Source organism: Tumebacillus sp. BK434 (genome assembly GCF_004340785.1).
Classification (GTDB): Bacteria; Bacillota; Bacilli; order Tumebacillales; family Tumebacillaceae; genus Tumebacillus_A.
On sequence record NZ_SLXS01000004.1, the window covers coordinates 76,547 to 95,969 of the forward strand.

Sequence of the window (19,423 nt, forward strand, 5' to 3'; positions counted from 1 at the left end):
GGGGTACAAGTATGAAAACGATCGGATTGTTAGGCGGAATGAGCTGGGAGTCGACAGCGGTGTATTATCAGTTGCTCAACCGGCTGGTGCGCGACGAGTTAGGCGGACTGCATTCGGCGAAGGTGATCCTGCACAGCTTTAATTTTGAAGAGATCGTCGCTTACCAGAAGGCGGGTGAGTGGCAAAAGGCGGCCGACATGCTGCTCGATGCGGCCCGCAAGTTGGAAGCGAGCGGGGCGGAGCTCTTGCTGATCTGCACGAACACGATGCACACGCTGGCGCCGGAGATTCAGTCCGGGCTGAACATTCCGCTCGTGCACATCGCCGATGTCACGGCGGAAGCGTTGCGCGCGAAAGGCGTCCAGAAGGCTGCGCTGCTCGGCACGCGCTATACGATGGAGCAGGACTTCTACCGCGAGCGCCTGCAAGAGCACGGCGTGGAAGTGATCGTGCCGGGCACCGTGGAACGGCAGGACGTGCATGACATCATTTTCGATGAGCTCTGCCAAGGGCAGGTGCTGGAGCATTCCCGCCGGCGCTACTGCGAGATCATGGCGCGTTTGACCGAGGAGCAGGGGGTGGAAGGCATTATTTTGGGCTGTACGGAGATCCCCCTGCTGGTGCAGGAAGAGGACGCCTGCGTGCCGCTGTTTGACACCACCTACCTGCATGCGAAAAAAGCGGTGGAGATGGCGCTTAGCAACTAAGATCAGAAAAGACCGATGCCCGAAGGCATCGGTCTTTGTTATAGGAGCGAAGCGAGAATCTGCATGCCCTGCTCGATTCCGTCTTCCGTTTCGTGGCTGTAACAGAGCCGGATGTACGGCTGCTCCGTCTCACGGGGCAGGAACAGATCGCCCGTCGCGAAGACGACATTTTGCTGCACCGCTTTTTGCAACAGCTCTTTGGGGCTGACCTGCTCGGGCAGGGAGACCCAGTAGTAAAAACCGCCGCCCGGCGTCGCGTAGGAGACCCCTTTGGCGACCAGATTGCTCAGGTGCCTGCCCATCACGTCCGCCTGACGCTGATAGTGGCGGCGCGCTTCTTCAAGGTGCGTGCGAAACGACCCTTGCTGCAGATACGACCACAAGGCGTGCTGGACGAACGTGTTCGTGGAGATCGACAGTTCTTTAAAACGGGTCAGACGCTCCATGAACGGGCGGTTCGCCGCCACCCAGCCGAGGCGCAGGCCGGGGAACAGCACTTTGGAAAAGGTGTTGATGTAGACCACGTTGCCGCTGCGGTCCAGCGCTTTCAAAGGCGGCGGCGGCTCCTGCTCGAAATGCAGGTGGCGGTAGGCGTCATCCTCGACGATCGGGATGCCGTGTTTCTCGCTGAGCGCCAAGAGCTGCCTGCGGCGCTCCATCGACAGGATCGTGCCGGTCGGGTTGTGGAACGTGGGCACGGTGTAGATGAAGCGCGGGCGGGTGCGGGACAGGATGCCTTCCAGCACGTCGACGCGCATGCCGTCGCCATCTACCGGGATCGGGATCAGGTGCAGGCCGAGCGCTTGGAAGAGGTGCAAGGCGCCGAAATAGGTCGGCATCTCCACCGCGATCGAATCGCCGGGGCTGGCCAGAATCGACGTGGTCATTTGCAAAGCTTCCTGCGAGCCGCTTGTGATCATCACCTGTGCGGGCGAAGCGACCTGCTCGCAGCCCATCCACTCGGCGATCCATTTGCGCAGCTCGAGATGGCCCTGCACCGGGAACAGGTAGTCGGCATCGCTCGTCTCCAAAATGTGCAGCGGGTCGATGCCTTGGGCAAACTTCGCCTTCAAGCGCGTGTGATTGCCCCCTTCGCCAAAGGCGAAGTTCAGCGGGGCGCGCGCGCCGACCATCGAGTTCAGCTCGGTCATCAGGGACGGAGCGGAGAGGTTGTCCACACCGCTCAGCCGGTCGCGCCAGCTGAACGGCGGCAAGGCGGACGGCGGCAGCGGCTGCACGTAGCGACCGCTGCCGACGCGGGAATAGATCAAGCCTTCCGATTCCAGATCGGCGTAGGCATGGACGATCGTGTTGCGTGAAACGGACCACTCTTCGGCCAATTTTCGCTCCGGCGGCAAGCGGCTGCCAAGGGGAAAGTCCCCGCTCAGAATTGCATAGCGCAGGCGCTGATAGACTGTTTGATAGAGTGTTTTGCGCGGCATACTGATCCCCTTCCCCCATCCGGATAGCACTTCTTCTCTCCTTTATAGAGAATTGTCTGCGAAATGAAAAGAGCCAATTGTCCGGAAAAGTGGTGCCAGATGTAAGAAAAGGCCCTCACCTGCGCCAGAGGGCCTTTTGCTTACTTTTTTGCAGTTTGTTGAATCAGGTTAAAAATGATCTCGACGGCCTGGCCGGTGGTGCTCCGGTTCATCGCGGCGATGTGCTGATCTTGGTTGTCGTACGTCTCATTGACGGCAGAGAGCAGGCTCTCGGCCGTCAAGTCTTCTTCGAACAGCACGTGGCTGTAGCCTTGCTTTTCGAAGGAGCGGGCGTTCAGGATCTGGTCGCCGCGGGAAGCGGCACGGGACAGCGGGATCAGCAGATGCGGCTTCTTCAGCGCCAGGAATTCATAGATGGCGTTGGAGCCGGCCCGCGAGATGCACAGGTCGGTCATCGCAAACAGGTCGGGCAGCTCGCCGCTGACGTATTCGAATTGACGGTAGCCGCTGCGCCCTTCCAGCGCCGGGTCGAGGTTGCCTTTGCCGCAGAGGTGCACGATCTGGAAGCGTTGGAGCAAACTGTCGAGATTGGCGCGCAAGGCGTCGTTGATCTTGACCGAGCCGAGCGACCCGCCCATCGCGAGGATGACCGGCTTGCTTGGTGTGAAGCCGCAGAACGATCTTCCCCGCTCGGCATTTCCTTCGAGGATCTCATGGCGGATCGGCGAGCCGGTGTGCACCGCCTTTTGCGGGTCGAGGTGCTGGAGCGTCTCCGGGAAGGTGACGCAGACTTTGCTGGCAAACGGCACGGAGAGCTTGTTGGCGAGCCCCGGCGTCAGGTCGGACTCGTGGACGATCACGGGAATGCGGTTCAACCACGCCGCGACGACGACCGGCACGGCGACGAATCCCCCTTTGGAAAAAACGGCCTTGGGCTTGATCCGACGCAGCAGGCGGTAGGCCTGCCAGGTGCCTTGCAGGACGCGAAACGGGTCTTTGAAATTCTTTAAATCGAAGTAGCGGCGGAGCTTGCCGACGGCGATGCCGTGGTAGGGCAGGCCGGTTTCGGCGATGATCTCCTTTTCGATCCCATCGTGGGAGCCGATGTATTCAATGGCCCAGCCGGCTTGCTTCAGCTTCGGCAAGAGGGCGATGTTCCCGGTGACATGCCCGGCCGAGCCTCCGCCAGTCAAGACGAGCTTTTTCATGACTCATTCACCTCAAACTACATGTATGTATCAGCCATTATAGCGCAGAACAATCCCGGTGGCGAACCCAAGAATTATTGTGCCGTCCGGTTCGAGTAAACGGGCGGTGCCCTGCCGGAAAAATCGGCAGGAGCCTTCTTCAGGCGCTGCGGGACGAGCATAGGATAAAGCAGACTGACGGAAAGTGAGGTGCAAGCAGCATGAATTTCTCTCGGTTCGTTGGCCGTGACGTGGATCTGGAAACGTTCGGCGGGCGCCGCATCCGCGGCCGTGTCGTCATCATCCGTGACGGCGTCATCATCATTCGCGTCCGTTCCCGCCGCCGCCGTCGCCGTCGCCGCTCCTTCGTCTTCGTCCGCACGGTGCAAGTCTCCCGCGGCGTTGTCGTCGTGCGTTAACGCAAGCTACAGCACAAAGCCCCCGCCAGATGACGGGGGCTCTTGCTGTTGGCAGACGGCAGCTCTGCACTTACTGGAACTTCCACAGCACCGCATTCGTCGCGCTGTCGACGACGCGGGAGTTGGCGTAGAGCTTGCCGTATGCGATGGCCGCTTCAACATCGTACCACTCGTAGGTTTTGAGCAGACGGTTGCCTTGGTAGACGTGTTTCGGCCAGTTGTTCCAAACGACTTGGCTGGTGCTGACGTCGATGACTTTCGTTTTCGCATATTTTTTGGCATAGCCGATGGCGCCGGTCTGGGACTTGAAGCTGTTGACGTAGCGGTTGTTTTGCGAAACGTAGCTCGGGTAGTTGTCCCATTTCGTCTCGCCGGTGCTTTTTTCGATCACTTTGGTATGGTCCCACATTTTGGCGTACGCAAGGCCTGCTTCATAGGTCGGGAACTCTTGGAGCAACGTCTTATATTGGTAGACGGAGAATTTCGCCTGCGGTTTGTTGGAGACGGTCAACGCATGGCGGCCCATCGTTTCCCAGACGTAGCGGAAGCGGTCGCGCGCATAGGTGCGCACCGTGCCGTTGGCCGGGTCGTTGACGATGATCTCCGCATCGTTGTAACCGATGATCGTCATCACATGCTCCGGAGAGCGCCAGGTGATCGTGCGGCCGTAGCGGGTGCGCCAAGACGCGTTGATCGTCGGCTCCTCCAGGTAGTTCGTCACCCACGCCGCTACGGGCTGGCCGCTGTCGACGACGCGCAGGAGGTCTTCGAACTTTTTGCCGCTGAGATCGACCCCGCGGCCGGGCAGGTAGCGGTCGACCACTTTGACCATCGGTTTGGCAAAGACGCCAAAGCTGCCCTCTTTTTCGAACGGATTGCCGACAAATCCTTCATGCGGATCGCCGCCGTATACCAGCCCGTCGGTGCGCCACAACAGCGGCTGGCGCGGGATGGCGGCCGCCACGTCCGATTTGGTAACGTTTGCGCCCGCCCAGTTCATGATCATCGTGACGGCTGCCGCTTCGCAGCCGGCCGGAAGCTCCGGATATTGTCCGAAGACCGGAACGCCCGAGATCCGCTTGGAGGCTGCCTCCGCTGCGGGAGCAGGCAGGATGGTGATCGCCGCTGCCAAGACTAGTGTCAAATAGGCATATCGCTTGTGCCGCATCAATCTTCTCCCCTTTTTTCTCACACACACTTTTCCATATATTAGATGTTTAATGTCGATATTCCTCTATTTCACATTGCACAAAATGCGTCTGAGTTCTCACAAGGGTTATCTGGCTTAATAACGAATATAGTTAACAGATAAAATCGATTGTCTTAATGAAATCATATTGAAGGGACGATCTCAAACATGACTCTCTATGCATTTCCCGCATCGTTCGCTCAGCGCAGGCTCTGGTTCCTCGATCAACTCTCGCCGGGGAATGCGGCGTATCATATGCCGTTTGCGCTGCATTTGACAGGCGCTTTGGATGCCGGGGCCATGCAGCGCGCTCTGCAGGAGATCGTGCGGCGGCATGAAACGCTGCGCACGACGTTTCGGGAGACGGACGGGCAGCCGATGCAGATCGTGCGCGAAGCGGCGGAGCTGCCACTGATCGTGCAGGATGTGCAGGAGCTGTCCGGGCCGGAGCGCATGGTTCGCGTGCAAGAGCTGATCTTGGCAGAATGCGTGCGCCCGTTTGCGCTGGCGGAAGACCTGCCGCTGCGCGTCACCTTGTACCGATTGGCGCCGGAGGAGCATGTGCTCCTGTTTGTGCTGCACCATCTCGTCTCGGACGGCTGGTCGAACGGAGTGATCGCCCGTGAGCTGTCGGCGCTATATTCGGCCTATTCGCTTGGCGTCGACTCGCCGCTTGCGGAGCCGGAGGTGCAGTATGCTGACTTCGCGCACTACCAAGGGGAATGGCTGGACAGCGAGGACTATGCGGAGCAACTGGCCTTCTGGAAGCAGACGCTGGCGGGGCATCCGTTTGTCCTGCCGCTGCCGACCGATCATCCGCGTCCGGCCAAGAGCAGCGGTCGAGGCGGCACGGTGCCGTTCGTTCTCCCTCCCGATCTGACGCAAAAGCTGCGCGGGGTGGCGCTGAGCGAAGGGGCGACGCTGTTCATGACGCTCCTGACCGCGTTTAACGTGCTGCTGGCCCGCTATGCGGAGGTCCGCGATGTGCTGGTCGGAACGCCTGTCGCCGGGCGAATCTTGGAAGAGGTGGAAGGGACGGTCGGGCTGTTTGCCAACTCGATCGTGCTGCGCACCGTGCTGCCGGAAGCGGCAACGTTTGCCGATCTGCTGCAGGGCGTGAAAAAAGCGGCGCTGGCCGCCTACGCGCACCAGGAAATGCCGTTCGAAAAGCTCGTCGAAGAGCTGCAGCCGGAGCGGTCGCTGGGCCTCTCGCCGCTGTTTCAGGTGATGTTTTCGCTGCAGACGGCATCGGGGCCGCTGCTGGAGCTGCCGGGAGTGGCGGCGACAGAGCTGGAACTGCCGCGCGACTATGCCAAATTCGACCTGCTGCTCGACGTGACAGAGACGCCTGAGCAACTGTTGTGCATGCTGGAATACAGCACCGACCTGTTCAAGCGCGAGACGGTGGAAAAGATGGCCGGGCATCTGTTGACGCTGCTGTACGGCGCGGCAGAAGATCCGCAGAGCTGGTGGCAGGAACTGCCTGGTGAAGCGGTTCCGATCGGGCTGGTGCGGCACGAGTGGAAGCGGGACGGGAATGCTCCACAGGAATACGTGGCGCCGCGCACGCCGGCCGAAGAGCTGGTCGCCGGGATTTTCGCCGGGGTGCTGCGGGTGGAGCGCGTCGGCGCCCATGACGATTTCTTTGCGCTCGGCGGGCATTCGCTGCTCGGAGCGCAGGCGATGTCGCGGATTCGCACGGCGTTTGGCGTTTCCGTCCCGCTCGATGTACTGTTTGAGACGCCGACGGCAGCCGAGGTGGCGGCAAAGGTGGAGAAGATGCTGCAGACGGCGGGCAGTGCGGACGGCGGCAGCGCGTCGCTGGTGCCGGTGTCGCGGGACGGGGAGTTGGCCTTGTCGTTTGCTCAGCAGCGTTTGTATGTGCTTCATCAGATCTTGACGGAGAAGTCGGCGTATAACATGCCATACGCGGTGCGGCTCGCCGGATCGCTCGACGTGGCCGCACTGGAAGAGAGTCTGGCGGAGATCATCAGACGGCATGAAGCGCTGCGCACGACGTTTGCCGAAGCGGCGTTCGGCCCGGTGCAGGTGATCGCGCCGGAGGGGGCGATGCCGCTTGCTGTGACCGATCTGAGCGGGTTGGAAGCTGTGGCGCGGGAGCAGGAGTGGAGGCAACGGGTGCAGGCGGAAGCGGAGACGGCGTTCGATCTGCAGAAGGGGCCGCTGGTGCGCTGTTCCTTGCTGAAGCTGAACGAAGCAGAGCATATTTTGATGCTCAACTTCCACCACATCGTGTTTGACGGCTGGTCGGTCGGCGTGTTCATTCGCGAGCTGACCGCTTTGTACAGCGGTGAGCAGTTGCCGGAGCGGGCGCTGCAGTACGCCGACTTTGCCGCCTGGCAACGGGAATGGCTGTCCGGCGAAGTGCTGGAAGAGCAGTTGTTATATTGGAAGAAACAGCTTGGCGGAGAACTGCCGCTGCTGGAATTGCCGACCGACCGTCCGCGTCCGCAGGTACAGACCTATGCGGGGGCGATGCTGCCGTTCCGTTTCGGGAAGGAGTTGACGGCGGAGCTGAAGCGGTGGAGTCAAGAGCAGCAGGCGACGCTGTTCATGACCTTGATCGCCGGATTCACGGCGCTTTTGCACCGCTATTCAGGGCAGGAGGACATCTGTGTCGGGACGCCGATCGCCGGGCGCAACCGGGAAGAAATCGAGGAGATGATCGGCTTCTTCGTCAATACGCTGGTCTTGCGCAGCGACTTCTCGGCCAATCCGAAGTTCTCCGAGCTGGTCGCGCAAGTGCGCCAGACGTCGTTGGGCGCGTATGCGCATCAGGATGTGCCGTTTGAGATGCTCGTCAAGGAGCTGCAGCCGGCGCGCAACATGAGCGCGTCACCGCTGTTTCAGGCGATGTTTGTTCTGCAAAACGCCCATCTGGAAAAAGTCGCCTTGCCCGGCCTGACGCTGGAGCCGTTGGAGTTGGAAGGGCGTACGGCGAAGTTCGACCTGCTCGTCTCGTTGTCCGAAACGGACGGAGAGCTCGTTGGCACCTGGGAGTACAACACCGACCTGTTTGACGAAGCCACGATGCTCCGGATGATCGGCCATTTTGAGACGCTCGTCGGAGCGATTACCGCCGGGACGGATCTGCCGGTCGGGGAGATCGGATTGCTGACGGAGCAGGAGATCGCGGAAGTTGCACCCTCCCCGGAGACGCAGACGGTGCCCGAGCAGCTGTTGCAAGAGCTGTTTGAAGAGCAGGCAGCAAAGACGCCGGACGGCTTGGCGCTGGTGATGGGCGAGCAGGAGATGACCTACCGCGAGCTGAACGAGGAAGCGAACCGTCTGGCCCGGCATTTGCAAGCGCTGGGCGCCGGGCCGAACATGCCGGTCGGGCTCTCGATGGAGCGCTCGCCGGAGATGATCACGGGGCTGCTGGCGATCTTAAAGGCGGGCGGATGCTATGTGCCGCTCGACCCGGCCTACCCCAGAGAGCGTCTGGAGCTGATGGTGCAGGGATCGCAGCTGACGATCCTGCTGACCAACTGCGCCGATGCGGGCTGGGATGCCACCGTTGCCTCCGTGATCGACGTGGAGCGCGATCGTGCACAGTGGGCAGCGTATGGCGCGGAGAATCCGGCCTATCAGCTGACACAGGAGCATCTCGCCTACGTCCTCTATACCTCAGGTTCGACCGGCATCCCCAAAGGGGTCGCCATGCCGGGGCGGGCGCTGGCCAACCTGGCGGTCTGGCAGCGGCGGGACGCACGCATTCCGCAGGCGAGAACGCTGCAGTTCACCTCGCTGAATTTTGACGTGTCGTCACAGGAGATCTTCGCCACGCTCTGCGCGGGCGGCACGCTGGTGCTGATCCCGGAGGCGATGCGCAAAGACCTGTCCCAACTGCCGAAGCTGGTGCAAGAGCAAGGGGTCGAGCGGATGTACATGCCGTTTGTCGCTTTGCAGCACGTGGCGGAGCTGTGCGTGGAGCAAAACATGCACCTGCCTGCGCTGCGAGAGGTGATGACGGCAGGCGAGCAGCTGCAGATCACGCCGGTCGTGCGCGAATTCTTCAAACGCCACCGGGAGTGCCTGCTGTATAACCAATACGGTCCGACCGAAACGCATGTCGTCACGTCGCATCGCCTGGAAGGTCCGGCCGAACAGTGGACGCTGCTGCCTTCGCTGGGCAAGGCGATCACGAACACGAGCGCGCTGGTGCTCGACGCCCGCCTGCAGCCGGTGCCGATCGGCGTGCGCGGCGAGATCTGCATCGGCGGCGTGTCGGTGGCGCACGGGTATCTGCAGCGGGAGGATCTGACGGCGGAACGTTTTGTCAACTCGCCGTATGGACGGCTGTACAAAACGGGCGATATCGGGCGGTTGCTGCTGGACGGCACGATCGAATACCTCGGCCGCCTCGATCATCAAGTCAAGATCCGCGGGCACCGCATCGAGCTCGGCGAGATCGAAGCGACGCTCAACTTGCATGCCGATGTACGGGAGGCGGTCGTCACCGCCCGCGCCGACTTGCCCGGCGGCGGCAAGCGACTGGCCGCCTACGTGGTGCCGCAGCCGGACAGTGCCAGCGGCCCGGCCGAGTGGCGCGAATTCCTCCGTGCCAAGCTGCCCGACTACATGGTGCCGTCGGCGTTTGCCGTGGTGGAACAGTTCCCGCTGACCCCGAGCGGCAAAGTTGACCGCAAGGCGCTGCCGGCGCCAACCGCCGCACCGAGCACGGCCGAAGCGGGCGACCAAGCTCCGCAAAATGAGATCGAGCGGCAACTGGTCGAGATCTGGTCACAGCTACTCGGCGTGGAGCGGGTGGGGATTCATGATAATTTCTTCGATCTGGGCGGCGATTCGCTCCTGATCTTGCAATTGCACAAGCAGCTCGTGCCGCAATTCCCGCACAAAGAGCTGACCGTAGTCGAGCTGTTCCGCCACCCGACGATTCACACGCTGGCGTCTTTCCTCGCCGTGGAGACGGTCGAACAGCCCGATTTTGAAGAGGTCGAGAACCGCGTTGAGAAACAAAAAGAAATGCTGGCACGGCGCAAACAGATGATGAAGGGCAGGAGAGGATAAGCCATGAGCAACGCATTGATGGAAGGAATTGCGATCATCGGCATGTCGGGGCGGTTTCCCGGCGCGGAGAATCTCGAAGCATTTTGGGAGAATTTGAAAAACGGGGTGGAGTCGATCTCCGATTTCACCGACGAGGAGCTGAAAGCAGCGCTGGTCTCCGAACAGCTGCTCCAGCACCCGAACTACGTGAAGCGCGGCGGCGTGCTGCAAGGCGCCGACCGCTTCGACGCCGAGTTCTTCGGCTACACCCCGCGCGAGGCGGAGATCACCGACCCGCAGCAGCGCGTCTTTTTGGAAGCGGCGTGGGGGGCGCTGGAGCATGCCGGCTATGATGCGGAGCGCTACGCCGGGGCGATTGGCGTGTTCGGCGGGGCGGCGAGCAACCGCCACGAGACGATGTACCTCGCGGCGAACCAGGACGTGGTGGCGGCGATGGGGCCGCTGCAGGCTTTGATGGGCGTTTCGCGCGACTTTTTGGCGACCCGCGTCTCTTACAAGCTCAACCTGACCGGCCCGGCGGCGACGGTGCTCACCGCCTGTTCGACCGGCCTCGTCGCCGTGCATCAGGCTTGCCAGAGCCTCTTGATGTATGAATGCGACATGGCGCTGGCCGGTGGTGTGGCGGTGACCTTGCCGCAAAAACAAGGCTACCTCTATCAGGAAGGCGGCATCATGTCGCCGGACGGTCACTGCCGCACGTTTGATGAAGCGGCCAAAGGCACCGTGCCGGGCGAAGGCGTCGGCGTGGTCGTGCTGAAGCGCCTCGACGACGCGCTGGCTGACGGCGACACGATCCATGCGGTGATCAAAGGCACGGCGATCAACAACGACGGCTCGATGAAAGTCGGCTACACCGCGCCGAGCACCGACGGTCAGGCGCAGGCGATCGCCCAGGCACAATTGCTGGCCGGGGTGGAGCCGGACACGATCTCCTACGTGGAAGCGCACGGCACGGCGACCGTCTTGGGCGACCCGATCGAAGTGGCGGCGCTGACGCAGGTGTTCCGCAACAAGACCGACCGCGAGCAATTCTGCGCGCTGGGCTCGGTCAAGTCGAACATCGGGCACGCCGACGCGGCGGCCGGCGTGGCCGGTCTGATCAAGACGGTCTTGGCGCTGCAGCACAAGCAACTGCCGCCGTCTCTGCATTTTGAAAAAGGCAACCCGGGCATCCCGTTCTCCGCTTCGCCGTTCTATGTCAATCATGAGCTGAAAGAGTGGAAATCGGACGGCCCGCGCCGCGCCGGGGTCTCGTCCTTCGGCATCGGCGGCACGAACGCGCACGTGGTGCTGGAAGAGGCGCCGGCGGCGGAAGTGTCGGCAGCAGCTGCGGAGCATCAATTGCTCGTCCTCTCTGCGAAGACTCCTACCGCCTTGGAAGCGGCGGCCCGGAACCTGCAGGCGCATCTCGGCACACACCGGGAGCAGGCGCTGGCCGACGTGGCCTACACGCTGCAAAAAGGGCGCAAGGCGTTCCCGCACCGCCTCTTTGCGGTCGCCGGCAGCCATGAGGAAGCGGCGAACCTGCTTCTGACCTCCGATGACGAATTGACCGGCAAAGGATCGCTGCTGGCGGGCGAAGATGAGCTGGAGCGCTCCGTCGTGTTTCTCTTCCCGGGCCAAGGGGCGCAATATGTGAACATGGGCCGCGACTTGTATCAGGCCGAAGCGGTGTTCCGCGAATCTGTCGACCGCGCGGCTGAGCTGTTGGTGCCGCACCTCGACCTGGACCTGCGCACCGTCTTGTATCCGGCAGCGGGGCAGGAAGCGTCGGCACAGGAACGGCTGACGCAGACCCGCCTGACCCAGCCTGCCCTGTTTGTGATCGAATACGCGCTGGCCCAGCTCTGGCTGTCCAAAGGCATCGCCCCGAAGGCGATGCTCGGCCACTCGATCGGCGAATATGTCGCCGCTTGCCTCGCCGGCGTGTTCACGCTGGAAGCAGCGTTGGAGCTGGTCGCGGCGCGCGGCGCGATGATGCAGGAGCTGCCCAGCGGCTCGATGCTCGCGGTGATTCTCTCTGAAGAAAAACTGCGCCTGCTGCTCCCGGCCAACCTGTCTCTCGCCGCCGTCAACGGGCCGAACGCCTGCGTGGTGTCGGGCGAGCATGAGGCGGTCGCCGCATTCGAAGCGGCGCTGGAGCAGCAAAACATCTCCTCGCGCCGTTTGGAGACTTCCCACGCGTTCCACTCCGCAATGATGGAGCCGATGCTCGACGCCTTTTTGGCCAAAGTGCAAGGAGTTGAACGGAACGCACCGCAACTGCCGTACCTCTCCAATGTCAGCGGCACATGGATCACCGGCGAGCAGGCGACCGACCCGTCCTACTGGGTGACACACCTGCGGGAGGCGGTGCGCTTTGCCGACAATGTGCAGGCACTGCTCGGCCATGCCTCGCACGTCTACCTCGAAGTCGGGCCGGGCAATGCGCTGGGCAAGATGGTGAAGCAGACGGCGACCGCCGCGCAAGGGCAGGCGGACACCGTCGCCACCCTGCGCCACCGCAGCGAAACTTTGCATGACGGCAAGGCGTGGCTGCGCGCGGTCGGTAAGCTCTGGGCGGCGGGCGTGGAGATCGACTGGAACGCGCTGTATGGTGCAGACGAGCAGCGCCTGCGCGTGCCGCTGCCGACCTACCCGTTTGAAGGCAAGTCTTACATGCTGCAGCCGGGCGTGCCGGGCACGTCGAAACACTCGCTCGCCAAGCAGAAAAACGTCGCCGACTGGTACTACGTCCCGGTCTGGAAGCAAGCCCATCTGAGCGCTGCCGCTCTGGACGCACCGAAGCGCTGGCTGGTGTTCCTCGACGATGCCGGATTCGGCGGCGAGGTGGTCAAAGAGCTGCTGGCCGAAGGGCAGGAGGTGGTCTCGGTCGTCGCTGACGATCATTTCTCCCGTCTGGAAGACAACGTGTACGGCCTCGACCTGCGCAGCCGCGAACAGTACGGCGAGCTGCTCAAGGAGCTGCAGCTGGCCGGGCAGATGCCGGAGCGCATCGCGCATTTGGGGGCGCTGTCCGAACTGGCGGACAGCGACACCGGGCTCGACCGCTTCGAAGCGGCGCAAGAGCGTGGCCTGCATGCGCTGGTCTATCTGGCGCAGGCGATCACCGACCAGGGCTTTGCGGAAGGGATCGAGATCATCGTCATCACCAACAACCTGCAGGAGGTGACGGGTGGTGAAGTGTTTGCGCCGGAGCGGGCGACGCTGCTCGGCGCGTGCAAAGTCATCCCGCAGGAGTATCCGTCCCTGTCGATTCGCACGGTCGACCTCAACCTGCCCTATGCAGGAGCACCGCAGGCGGCCGATTGTGTGGAGCAGGCGGCGGAAGAGCTGCTGTCTGTGGCGACGGAGGAGCATGTCGCCTATCGCGGACATACCCGCTTTGTGCAGACGCTGGAAAAAACGTCGTTGCAGCAGGCGGCGAAGCGAGGGCGCGAACTGCGCCAAGGCGCGGTCTACCTGGTCACCGGCGGCGCAGACGGCACGGCGCAGCAGCTGACCGAGCATCTCTTGCAGGAAGTCGGCGCCAAGGTGGCGCTGGTCTGCCCGGAAGCGGAGCGCGCGGCGCTGGAGCAGCAGCTCAGCCACCATGCCGACCTGCTCTGCATCGGCGGGGATGTCACCCAACTGGGCGAGATGCAGGCGGCGGTTGCGCAGGCCCGAGCGCATTTTGGCGATCTGAACGGGGTGTTCCATGCCGCGGTGAACAAAGGCATGGGCATGATGCAGTTCAAGACGCCGGACGCGATCGCCGAGGGGCTGGATGAAAAAGTGAAAGGGGCGCTCGTGCTCGATGCGGCGCTCGACGGCGCGGAGCTTGATTTTGTCGTGCTGTTCGCTTCGACGATCGGCTTGGTCGGCGGCTTGGGTGCGCTGGAAAATGCGGCGGCGAGCTTGTTCCTCGACGCGTATGCCCGCGTCAAGACGGCAAACGGCACCCGCGCTTATGCGATCGACTGGAGCATCTGGAAGTGGGAGACCTGGCTGGAAGAGCGGATGGGCAACAATCCGGCGGTGCAGGCGCACATGAAGCAGATGCGTGAAGACTACGGCATGACGCGGGCGGAAGGCATGGCTGCCTTGACTGCGGTGCTCGGCAGCGGCTTGACGCAGGTGATCGTGTCGACGCAAAATCTGCACGCCGTGATCGAGAACCAGCAGGCCTACACGATGGGCGCGTTCTCCCAAGGCGGCGTGGACGCATCGCTGCGCAAGGAAGGCGATGCCGATTATGTCGCACCGCGCAATGAGACGGAAGAGAAGATCGCAGGCATCTTAGGCGAGCTGTTTGGCGTAGGCTCGGTCTCAGTGCTCGACAACTTCTTCGAACTGGGCGGCAACTCGCTGTTGGCGATTCAATTGGTGGCGCGGATTCGTCAGGAGTTTATGGTCGAGCTGCCGATGGATGAGTTCTTCGCAGCGCCGACGATCGCAGGCCTCGCCGAGCGCGTGGCGCAGACGGGGCTGGCGCAGGAGGAGCTCGACGAGTTGGAGCGCTTGCTCGGCGAGATTGAAGACCTCGATCTGGATGAAGTGCAGGCTCGCCTGCTCAGCGAGCAGTAAGAGGGAGGGAGAACGACCATGGATGACTTGCAGAAACGTCTGGCAGCCTTGCCGCCGGAGAAGCGCAAACTGCTGGAACTGGCTCTGAAACAAAAGGGCATCGACGTGTCGAAAGCGGCTCCGAAGCAGGACGGCATCCCGGTGCGCGGACATGACGGGCCGAGCCCGCTGTCGATCGACCAGCTGCGCCTGTGGGAGAGCTATCAGCGGACGCCCGATGATCCGCGCCACAACAACTACAACGCCCAACTGATCACAGGTCCGCTCAATGCGGACGCCTTGCTGAACGCCTACCGGGAGATCGTGCGCCGCCATGAAGCGTGGCGCACGGCGTTCCGGGTGATCGACGGCACGCCGAAACAGGTCGTGCTGCCGGAGCTGCCCGTCGAAATGGAGCGGATCGACCTGCGCCATCTGCCTGCCGCCAAGCGGCGCGAGGAAGCGAACCGCCTGATGGTAGACGCGACGCGGATTCCGTTCGATGTGACGACGCCGCCGTTGTTTCGGATTCTGCTCGTGCAGCTCGATGAGGAGGAGCATATCAAGCTGTGGGTGACGCATCATCTGATCACCGACCGGATCACGTACATGGTGACCGATCAGGAGCTGTTGCAGTATTACATGAGCGAGCTGACCGGAACGCCGCTGCACCTCCCGCTGCCGCAGGTGCAGTATGCCGATTGGGCGGAGTGGCAGGTGAACTACCTGCAGGGCGAAGTCTTGGAGGAGCTGACTGCGTTTTGGAAAGGGCAGTTGGCGGGCGCCTCGTTACAATTGGACTTTCCCGCCGACCATCCCCGCCCGGAGCGGATGAGCTTCGAGGGCAGACGCAAGCATTTCCGGCTGTCGAGCGAGCTGTTTCAAGGCATCAACAGCTTGGCGAAAGCGGAAGGCGTGACACCGTTTATGGTATTTCTGGCGGCGTATGATGCTCTGCTGCACCTCTATTCGGGGCAGGAGGACATCGTCGTCGGCACGCCGTACGTCAACCGTTCGCGGATGGAAGTGAAGAGCACGGTCGGGTATTTCCTGACACCGATCGTGTTCCGCGTCGATGTGCACGGCGAAATGTCGTTCCGCGACCTGCTGCACAAAGTGAAAGACGTCAACGTGGCGGTGCACAAGCATGCCGACGTTCCGTTCGGGATGCTCGTCGATCTGATGGAGCTGCCGGACGATCCGGGCCGCCATCCGGTGTTTCAGGCGATGTTCGTACACGTCGATGTCCCAACTGTGCAAGTGCTGGAGGGCATGCCGCTGTCGATCGTCGATCTGGACATCGACGGGTCGACATCGAAGTATGACATCGTTTTTGCGGTGCTCGATGCGAACGAGGAGCCAAAAGGGTTCTGGGAGTTTAACGCTGACCTGTTTGAGCAGGAGACGATCGAGCGGATCGCTCAGGATATGGAGCGGCTGCTGGAAGCGGTGCTGCAGAATCCGGGGCAAAAATTGGTCGACCTGCCGCTGCGGGTCAGAGAGGAGCAGGCGCGATGAAGAGTTTGAGCGATCGCTTGGCTGCATTATCCCCGGAGCAACGGGCGCTGTTGGAAAAGAAGCTGCAGCAGAAAAACATCGACAGCAGCAAGCTCGCGAAAGCGGAGCCTGCGATTCCGCGCCGCACGTCGGAGGGGCCGGCGCCGCTGTCGGTCGATCAGGAGCGGATCTGGTTCTTCCAGCAGATGGAGCCGAACGACCCGGCGTACAACATGTACAGCGTTGTGAAGATCACGGGTGATTTGGACCTGTCGCGGCTGGAGCAAAGCGTCGGAAAGATCGTGGAGCGGCATGAAGCGCTGCGCACAACGTTTGCGCAGATTGACAGCGAGCCGCGGGCGGTGGTGGCCGAGGCACGGACGGTGCCGCTCGTGGTGCGGGATGCGCGCGGCCTTGCGGAAGCGGCGGTGCTGGAACAGCTGCTCACCGAGGTGCAGGTACCGTTCGATCTGGAACAGGGGCCTCTGCTGCGGGCGTTTTGCTGGCAGACGGGCGAGCAGGAGCACGTGTTTTTGCTGATCGTGAATCATCTGGTGAGCGATCACCAGTCGCTGGGGCTGTTCTTTGGCGAGCTGCTGCGGCATTACGAAGGGATGGAGCTGCCGGCGGTGCCACTGCGGTATACCGATTTTGCCGAGTGGCAGCGGGAGCAGTTGCAGGGGGATGGAGAGGAAAAGCTGGTGTCCTATTGGAAGGAGCGGTTGGCAGGGGGCGAATTCGTGCTGAATCTGCCGACCGACCGTCCTCGTCCCGCCGTGCAGACCTATCGCGGGGCGCAAGTGAAAGTTGCGCTGCCTGAGCGTGTATTGGCCGGCGTGAAAGCGCTCGGCGGCAAGCACGGGGTGTCGCCGTTCATGGTGACGATGGCGGCGTATCAGGCGCTGTTGCACCGCTATACGGGGCAGCAGGATGTGCTGGTCGGCACGCCGGTGTCGCTGCGCAAACAGCAGGAGACGCAAGGGGTGATCGGCTTTTTCCTGAACACGATGGTGATCCGGACGGACGTGTCGCCGGAGTTGAGCGGACTGGATCTGCTGCTGCGCACGAAAGAGGCGGCCACCGGGGCGTTTTCGCATGGGGACATGCCGTTTGGACTGCTGCTGGAAGAGATCAAGCCGAAGCGGGACTTGAGCCGGAGTCCGATCTTTCAGGCGATGTTCACCTATGTCGAAGGGGCCGGCGGCGTGCAGGAGCTGGCCGGATTGACGCTTGAGCCGATGGAGTTTGACGGCGGCACGGCAAAATGCGACCTGTCGCTGACAGTCATGGAATCGGCGGCGGGAGCGGAAGTGCTGTTCGAGTATGCGTCCGATCTGTTCGACGCGGCGACGATCGAGCGCATGGCAGGCCATTACCTGCAACTGCTCGCCGGCCTGGTGCAGACGCCGGAACGGAAAGTCGGCGCGTTGCCGCTCTTGACCGACGCGGAGCAGAAGCGACTGCTCGTAGATTGGAACCAGACCCAAGCAGATCTGGAGCCGCAGCGCAGCCTGAGCATCCAAGCGCAATTCCAGGCACAGGTCGCGCGCACGCCCGATGCGGTGGCTGTGGTGTTTGGCGGTGAGGAGCTGACCTTTGCTGAGCTCGACAGCCGCGCGAACGCACTTGCGCACCACTTGGTGACCACTTGCGGCGTTGGCCCGTCGATGCGGGTCGCCATCCTCGCCGAGCGTTCGCTCGCCATGATCACCGGCCTCCTCGGCATCTTAAAAACGGGTGCCGCTTACGTTCCCCTCGATCCGGCCTACCCGGCGGAGCGCGTGGCCTATGTCTTGCAAGACGCAAACGTGCAGGCGTTGGTGACGCATGAGAAAAATAAGGCGAGCCTGTCGGGATTGTCTGATCTGCCGGTCGTTTCTTTTGATACGATTCCTTCGCTCAGCGGGGAAGTGCCTGCCCTGGCTGCAACCGACAAGACGGTCGCCTCCGTCAACGACCTTGCGTACATGATTTACACGTCAGGGTCGACAGGACAACCGAAAGGCGTGATGGTGGAGCAGGGGAATGTGGCGAACTTTTTCGGGGGGATGGATGAACGGATTCAGCCCCAGGAAGGGGAGGTGTTGCTGGCGGCGACCAGCTATGCGTTCGACATTTCGGTGCTGGAGCTCTTGTGGACGCTGACCCGCGGCATCAAGACGGTCATCGTGGCCGACCCGGCAGAGCTGCCCGCGCAGGCGGCGAAGCACGGGGTCACGCTGCTGCAAGGCACGCCGTCCCTGATGAAGATGGCGCTGGGCAACCCGGCTGCCATCCAGGCCCTGCAAGGCTTGCGGCTGCTGATGCTCGGCGGCGAAGCGCTGCCGGGCACGCTGGCAAAAGCGATCCGCGAAAAGCTGTCCTGCCGCCTGTTCAACATGTACGGACCGACCGAGACCACCGTCTGGTCATCCACGCACGAAGTCCAAACGGATGATCAGGCGATCCAGCCGATCGGCAAACCGATCCTCAACACCGAATTCTACATCCTCGACCCGCACCTGCAGCCGGTGCCGGTCGGCGTGCCCGGCGAACTGTACATCGGCGGCGCCGGGGTCACGCGCGGCTATTTCGAACGGCCAGATCTGACTGCAGAGCGCTTCCTGCCGAACCCCTTCACCGGGCAAGGGCGGATCTACCGCACCGGCGATGCGGCGCGCTGGCTGGCCGACGGTGCGGTCGAATACCTCGGCCGCCTCGATCAGCAGGTGAAAGTCCGCGGGTTCCGCATCGAGCTTGGCGAAGTGGAAGCCAGACTCCACGCTCACCCGGATATCCATGCGGCCGCCGCAGCCGCCATGCCCGATCCGCAAGGCGACCTGCGTCTGATCGGCTACATCGTCCCGCAGCCGGGCAAGACCGCCCCGGACAGCAGCGCGCTGCGCGCATTTCTGCAGACGGCGCTGCCCGACTACATGGTGCCGGCCGCCTTTGTCACGATGGAGAGTCTGCCGTTGACACCAAACGGCAAGCTCGACCGCAAAGCGCTGCCGCAGCCGGACCTGCTCGCCACAAGCGACGACACGCCGCCGCAAAACGCAGTGCAGGAAGTCCTCGTCCAGCTGTTCTGTGAACTGCTCGGGCTGGAGCGAGTCTCGCTGTCGGCCAATTTCTTTGAGATCGGCGGGCACTCGCTGCGCGCCACCCAACTGGTGGCCAGCCTGCAAGGTATTTTCTCGCTCGACCTCACCCTGCACCGCGTGTTCGACCGGGCGACGATCCTCGATCTGGAACAGGAACTGCACAGCCTCAGCGACCCGGCGCTACTGGAGACACAAGCCCAAGCCTATCTGCAAAACGGCCTCCGCCAGATGCCGAACCAAATCCGCGCGCTGGCCCGCCCTTCGCGCAGACGGCAGACATAACATTGACGCCGAAACGCAAC

The 19,423-nt window shown here is 62.5% G+C and carries 9 protein-coding genes; 6 read left to right on the forward strand and 3 right to left on the reverse strand.

The window, feature by feature from the left end:
- Positions 1–11 precede the first annotated feature (11 nt).
- Positions 12–707, forward strand: a complete 696-nt coding sequence (locus EV586_RS12090; protein ID WP_132945376.1) for an aspartate/glutamate racemase family protein — start codon at positions 12–14, stop codon at positions 705–707.
- Between the two features lie 38 nt (positions 708–745).
- Here EV586_RS12090 and pdxR read toward each other — a convergent pair whose 3' ends face one another.
- Both pdxR and EV586_RS12100 read right to left on the reverse strand, forming a co-directional pair.
- Positions 746–2,149 carry a MocR-like pyridoxine biosynthesis transcription factor PdxR gene (pdxR, locus tag EV586_RS12095; protein WP_132945377.1) on the reverse strand — a complete coding sequence of 468 codons (1,404 nt, stop codon included), beginning with the start codon at positions 2,147–2,149 and terminating at the stop codon, positions 746–748.
- A 140-nt stretch (positions 2,150–2,289) separates the two neighbouring features.
- Positions 2,290–3,357 (reverse strand): undecaprenyldiphospho-muramoylpentapeptide beta-N-acetylglucosaminyltransferase, encoded by a 1,068-nt coding sequence (locus tag EV586_RS12100; RefSeq protein WP_132945378.1) that lies wholly within the window; start codon positions 3,355–3,357, stop codon positions 2,290–2,292.
- 200 nt (positions 3,358–3,557) lie between these two features.
- Between EV586_RS12100 and EV586_RS12105 the strand changes: the two genes are divergently transcribed.
- A complete protein-coding gene (locus EV586_RS12105) occupies positions 3,558–3,755 on the forward strand; it encodes a hypothetical protein (protein ID WP_132945379.1) in 198 nt (65 codons plus the stop codon).
- A gap of 70 nt (positions 3,756–3,825) precedes the next feature.
- On the opposite strand, the gene EV586_RS12110 is transcribed toward EV586_RS12105, so the two are convergent.
- Entirely contained in the window at positions 3,826–4,923 is a 1,098-nt protein-coding gene (locus tag EV586_RS12110; protein WP_132945380.1) for a C39 family peptidase, read from the reverse strand.
- Between the two features lie 189 nt (positions 4,924–5,112).
- Here EV586_RS12110 and EV586_RS12115 point away from each other — a divergent pair, with 189 nt between their 5' ends.
- Genes EV586_RS12115 through EV586_RS12130 form a run of 4 tightly spaced genes read left to right on the forward strand, consistent with a single transcriptional unit; the run spans position 5,113 to position 19,403 of the window.
- Positions 5,113–9,996 (forward strand): non-ribosomal peptide synthetase, encoded by a 4,884-nt coding sequence (locus tag EV586_RS12115; protein WP_132945381.1) that lies wholly within the window; start codon positions 5,113–5,115, stop codon positions 9,994–9,996.
- A 3-nt stretch (positions 9,997–9,999) separates the two neighbouring features.
- A complete protein-coding gene (locus tag EV586_RS12120; protein ID WP_207893895.1) occupies positions 10,000–14,562 on the forward strand; it encodes a type I polyketide synthase in 4,563 nt (1,520 codons plus the stop codon).
- Positions 14,563–14,580: 18 nt separating this feature from the next.
- A complete protein-coding gene (locus EV586_RS12125) occupies positions 14,581–16,059 on the forward strand; it encodes a condensation domain-containing protein (protein WP_132945382.1) in 1,479 nt (492 codons plus the stop codon).
- On the forward strand, positions 16,056–19,403 hold the full coding sequence (locus EV586_RS12130; RefSeq protein ID WP_132945383.1) for a non-ribosomal peptide synthetase: 3,348 nt from the start codon (positions 16,056–16,058) through the stop codon (positions 19,401–19,403). The genes EV586_RS12125 and EV586_RS12130 overlap by 4 nt, the downstream gene beginning before the upstream one ends.
- Positions 19,404–19,423: the final 20 nt, after the last annotated feature.

Bases quoted from the DNA above. Each gene is read 5' to 3' on its own strand.
- EV586_RS12100 (WP_132945378.1), bottom strand. From the start codon at position 3,357: ATGAAAAAGCTCGTCTTGACTGGCGGAGGCTCGGCCGGGCATGTCACC.
- EV586_RS12130 (WP_132945383.1), top strand. From the start codon at position 16,056: ATGAAGAGTTTGAGCGATCGCTTGGCTGCATTATCCCCGGAGCAACGG.
- EV586_RS12120 (WP_207893895.1), top strand. From the start codon at position 10,000: ATGAGCAACGCATTGATGGAAGGAATTGCGATCATCGGCATGTCGGGG.
- EV586_RS12110 (WP_132945380.1), bottom strand. From the start codon at position 4,923: ATGCGGCACAAGCGATATGCCTATTTGACACTAGTCTTGGCAGCGGCG.
- EV586_RS12125 (WP_132945382.1), top strand. From the start codon at position 14,581: ATGGATGACTTGCAGAAACGTCTGGCAGCCTTGCCGCCGGAGAAGCGC.
- EV586_RS12105 (WP_132945379.1), top strand. From the start codon at position 3,558: ATGAATTTCTCTCGGTTCGTTGGCCGTGACGTGGATCTGGAAACGTTC.
- EV586_RS12115 (WP_132945381.1), top strand. From the start codon at position 5,113: ATGACTCTCTATGCATTTCCCGCATCGTTCGCTCAGCGCAGGCTCTGG.
- EV586_RS12090 (WP_132945376.1), top strand. From the start codon at position 12: ATGAAAACGATCGGATTGTTAGGCGGAATGAGCTGGGAGTCGACAGCG.
- pdxR (WP_132945377.1), bottom strand. From the start codon at position 2,149: ATGCCGCGCAAAACACTCTATCAAACAGTCTATCAGCGCCTGCGCTAT.